Here is a 4,695-nt window from a genome sequence, read left to right as displayed (position 1 = left end):
GCAGGGCTTCGGCCTGTGCCTGGGGCTGACACCAGACCAGTGCATAGAGATCATGCCGCTGTGGATGTGGCAGCAGGGCCAGAGGACCATGTCGGGTAAAGCGTTCCCAGGCGCGGCCCGGGAGTGGGCTGCTGGCGTGCACTGTCGCGAGAAGGGCATGCTGTCCATAGTCGCGGGTTCGGGCGGCCGCTTCCTTTTCACCTTCGGTCAGGGGGGCCTGGGCCTGGCCATCTGCCAGGACCGCGAGCCGGGCGTGGTAGATCTGCTGTCCCTGGCGGATGGCGATCCCCTGGTCGTCCTGCCCTGTAATCAGGGCGGGTGGTCCGCCTGCGACGGTCACACTGGTGGCCTGCAGTGACTGGTTGAGCCGTTCATGCAGCGCACTGTAGGTGACGACGCTGCCCAGTCGGGGTGTTTGCATGTCGGCATGCGAAATCAGCGTACGGCCCAGTCGACCCTGCTGGGAGACATGGACTGTCAGGATATCGGCTGCCTGCTCAGGCCAGGCATCGATGGATTCGAGCAAGACCCGGCTACCCTGGTTGAGTGCCAGGGCACGGGGATCCAGGGCGGTCGCGTCGAGGTTTTCGGGACGTTCGTCACGCAGCAGCAGAATGCGGCTGGGTGTATTGGCAATCTGGGCTAGCAGTTGCGCCAGCGTGTTGCTGACCGGGCCGCTGCCCAGGATGGCGATATCGTAGAGCGGGGTATCCATTGCAACCTTCGGTTCACGCTAGTTCGTCAGCAGGGGAGGCGCATCGCGCATAATGGCCTCGATCTCGCCGGCATCGACGGGTACGCCGCGCGTCAGCAATTCGCAACCGGTTTCCGTGACCAGGGCATCGTCTTCGGTCCGGATGCCGATATTCCACCAGCGTTCGTCTACGTCGTCGCCCGGACGTACATAGATACCCGGTTCGATAGTCAGTACCATACCGGGCTGCAAGGTGCGCCAGGGGCGGGGGCCACTGCCGGCCACGGTACCTTGCAGCAGCGACGGCGGTTCGCGATAGTCGCCGACGTCATGCACGTCCAGGCCCAGCCAGTGCCCGGTGCGGTGCATGTAGAAGCGGCTGTAGGCACCCGACTCGATGATGCCGTCGAGCGATCCCTGCAACAGCCCTTCGTCGATCATGCCTTGCGCCAGCACGCGCACGGCCGCTTCATGGCCGGCATTCCAACTGGCACCGGGGCGCGTGACGGCAATCGCGGCAGCCTCGGCGGCAACCGTCAGGTCGTACAGGGCACGCTGCGGGCCGGAGTACCTGCCATTGGCCGGGAAAGTCCGGGTGATGTCCGCTGCATAACTGTCGAGTTCGCAGCCGGCATCGATCAGGACCAGGTCGCCGTCGCGCAGTTGGGTATTGCCGGCGCGATAGTGCAACACGCAGGCATTGGCACCGGTGGCCACGATGGAACCGTAGGCAACATCCTGGGCCCCATGACGGCGGAACTCGTGCAGCAGCTCGGCTTCGATCTGGTATTCGCGCAGGCCGGGGCGTGCCGAACGCATGGCGCGGACGTGAGCGCGTGCCGAGATCTGGGCAGCCTGTCGCATGGTGTCGATTTCGGTCGCATCCTTGATCAGTCGCATTTCAGCCAGTACGACCCGCAGATCCAGTTGCCTGGCAGGTGTCTGGAAACCGGCCCGGCTGCGTTGGCGTGCTGCGGCAAGCCATTGGCGCAGACGCTGGTCCAGCGTGTCCTGTTCGGACAGTGGTGCATAGAGGATGGGCTGGTCCTGCAGCAGTTCAGGCAGGGTCTGGTCGAGCTGTTCGACGGGCAGGGCTTCGTCGAACTGGAAGTGCTCTGCAGCCGCCTCCGGACCAAACCGGTAGCCATCCCAGATCTCGCGCTCCAGGTGCTTGTCGCGGCAGTAGAGAATGCTGCGATTGTTTTCGCCGGCGATCAGGACCAACCATGCCTCTGGCTCGGTGAATCCGGACAGGTAGAAGAAGTCGCTGTCGTGTCGGTAGGGATATTCGTTGTCGCGGTTGCGGCGAATTTCCGGAGCCGTGGGCAGGATGGCGATACCGCCACCCAGGGCATGCATCAGGTCGAACAGGCGTTCGCGCCGTTCCACGAAGGGATTGGTGTCAATGGGAGGCAGGCTCATGCGTATCTCATCCTTGCTTTGCCATGGAGGTGGTGTGCCGGGGGCGTGCGGCCAGCCAGAGGCGTGCGCTGTCGCGTGCTGCGCGGGTCAGCAACGGCGCGGCGTCGTGCCTGGCCTGCTCCAGCGTGATCGGTCCTGGCGCCAGGCTGAAGGCGGCGCTCAGTCCGATGTCGTAAAGCGCTTCATAGCCATCTTCCAGCATGCCTGCCAGCGCAATCAGCGGGCAGCCGGCCTGTTGTGCCAGGCGGGCGACGCCGGCAGGTGTCTTGCCCATCAGTGTCTGGCGATCCAGGCGGCCTTCCCCGGTATAGGCCAGATCGGCCTCGGCCAGTGCCTCGGCGAGCCGGACCTGTTCGGCGACCAGTTCGACGCCCGGCCTGAAATGACCATTGAGGAATGCCAGCGCCGCAAAGCCGATACCGCCTGCGGCACCGCTGCCCGGGTGGTCGCGCAGGTCCCGGGCCAGGGTGGCATGGCAGATATCGGCAAAACGGCTCAGATAACCGTCGAGTTCGGCCACCTGTTCGGGACGCACGCCTTTCTGGGGGCCGAAAATGGCCGTGGCCCCCTGTGGGCCGCAGAGCGGGTTGCCGACATCGGATGCAATATGGAACCGGGTGTTGGCAAGTCGTGGATCCAGCGCTTCAAGATCGAGGCGATGCAGTTGCGGCAATGTACCGGGACCGGATGGCAGCAGGGCATCATGGCGATCCAGCAAGCGCGCGCCCAGGGCCGTCAGCATGCCTGCACCGCCGTCATTGGTGGCCGAGCCGCCCAGGCCCAGCATGATCTGTTCGGCACCTGCGTCCAGGGCGGCCATGATCTGCTGGCCGACGCCGTAGCTGCTGGCTGTCAGCGGGTTGCGCCGGGCGGGTGGCACATGGGCCAGCCCGATGGCGGCCGCGACTTCGATAAGGGCGGTACGCGACTCGGGCAGCCATCCCCAGTGGGCCTGGACAGGCTGTCCGTCGGGGCCTTGCACGGTGTGTTCACGGCGCTCGCCATCGAGCACGGAGAGCAGCGCATCCACCGTGCCTTCGCCACCGTCGGCCATGGGCAGGCACAGCAGTTCGGCATCAGGCAGGACTTGGCGGATGCCTGCCGCGATGGCGTGGGCTGCATGTTCGGCCGAGAGACTTTCCTTGAAGGAGTCAGGCGCGATGACGATGCGGTAGGGGGCAGTGCGCGACATGCTGGGGTGCTTCCATTCAGCCGAAGAACCAATAGCATACGGCAATGGCCGCGACGATGCCGGCCAGATCGGCCAGCAGGGCGCAACTGACCGCATGGCGGCTGCGCTGTATGCCGACGGCACCGAAGTAGACGGCCAGGACATAGAAGGTGGTCTCGGTGCTGCCCTGGATGGTGGCGGCAACCAGCGCGGGGAAACTGTCGACGCCGAAATGCTGCATGGTCTCGATCAGCATGGCGCGTGCCGCACTGCCCGAGAAGGGTTTGGTCAATGCGGTGGGCAAGGCATCGACGAAGCGGCTGTCCACGCCGAGCCAGGTGACCAGCCAGCGGATCTGTTCGAGCAGCAGGTCCAGAGCGCCGCTGGCGCGCAGTACCCCGATGGCACACAGCATGGCGACCAGATAGGGCAGCAGGTCGCGGGCGATGCCGAAGCCTTGCTTGGCACCGTCGATGAAGGCGTCGTAGACCGGTACCTTGCGGATGGCACCGACCACCAGGAAGAGCATGATGATGCCGAACAGGAACAGGTTGCCCGCCAGCGAGGATACGCTTGCGAGGGCGGTGGCCGACAGCCCCGCCAGCAGCGCCATGAGCCCGCCCAGGACCAGCCCGGTGCCGAATAGCCAGAGCAGGACGACGGGATCCCAGAGGCGCAGGCGCTGGGCCACGGCAACGGCGAACAGGCCGGCCAGGGTCGATGCGCTGGTGGCCAGCAGAATGGGCAGGAAAACCAGGGTCGGATCTGCCGCGCCCTGCTGGGCACGATACATGAAAATGGTGACCGGCAGGATCGTCAGCGATGAGGCATTGAGCACCAGGAACAGGATCTGGGCATTGCTGGCCGTATCGGGACGTGGGTTGAGTGTCTGCAGCTCGCGCATGGCCCGCAGACCGATCGGGGTGGCGGCATTGTCCAGCCCGATGCCATTGGCGGCGAAGTTGAGGGTGATGAGGCCGATGGCCGGATGGCCGCGCGGTATTTCAGGCATCAGGCGCGCAAACAGCGGACCCAGCCAGACAGCCAGGCGTTCGACCAGTCCGGCACGTTCGGCGATCTGCAGGAATCCCAGCCAGAGCGTCAGCGTGCCGAACAGCAGGATCATGAGTTCGACCGACAGTTTGGCCATGGCGAACAGACTGGCGACCATGCCGGCAAAGACTGCCGTATCACCGAGGATCAGCCAGCGATGCAGGCCGGCAGCGGCCGCAATGATGAAAAAGGCCAGCCAGAGTCTGTTCAGCATGGTCGTGCGATATCAGTCTGCGCGGCCGTCTTTCTGGATGAATTCGATCTTGTAGCCGTCAGGATCTTCGACGAAGGCGATCACGGTGGTGCCATGTTTCATCGGGCCTGCCTCGCGCACGACATTGCCACCCTGGGCACG

Annotated in this window: 5 protein-coding genes; all 5 read right to left on the bottom strand. The window is 65.0% G+C overall.

Going from position 1 to position 4,695, the window contains the following annotated elements:
- Positions 1–715 (bottom strand): Rossmann-fold NAD(P)-binding domain-containing protein (locus ABN482_RS04495; RefSeq protein ID WP_502877236.1); only part of this gene is annotated, 715 nt, incomplete at its 3' end.
- An 18-nt stretch (positions 716–733) separates the two neighbouring features.
- Positions 734–2,116: an aminopeptidase P N-terminal domain-containing protein gene (locus tag ABN482_RS04490; RefSeq protein WP_349502862.1), complete on the bottom strand. Its 1,383-nt coding sequence runs from the start codon at positions 2,114–2,116 to the stop codon at positions 734–736.
- A 7-nt stretch (positions 2,117–2,123) separates the two neighbouring features.
- On the bottom strand, positions 2,124–3,308 hold the full coding sequence (locus tag ABN482_RS04485) for a glycerate kinase (protein WP_349502861.1): 1,185 nt from the start codon (positions 3,306–3,308) through the stop codon (positions 2,124–2,126).
- 16 nt (positions 3,309–3,324) lie between these two features.
- Positions 3,325–4,554, bottom strand: coding sequence for a spore maturation protein (locus tag ABN482_RS04480; RefSeq protein WP_349502860.1), 1,230 nt, complete (start codon positions 4,552–4,554; stop codon positions 3,325–3,327).
- 12 nt (positions 4,555–4,566) lie between these two features.
- On the bottom strand, positions 4,567–4,695 hold a 129-nt coding region (locus tag ABN482_RS04475), incomplete at its 5' end, for a VOC family protein (protein ID WP_349502863.1).

Source organism: Corticimicrobacter sp. (genome assembly GCF_040137905.1).
Taxonomy (GTDB): Bacteria; Pseudomonadota; Gammaproteobacteria; order Burkholderiales; family Burkholderiaceae_B; genus Corticimicrobacter.
The sequence above is the reverse complement of the archived record's forward strand: the minus strand, read 5'-3'. Positions and strand labels throughout refer to the sequence as shown.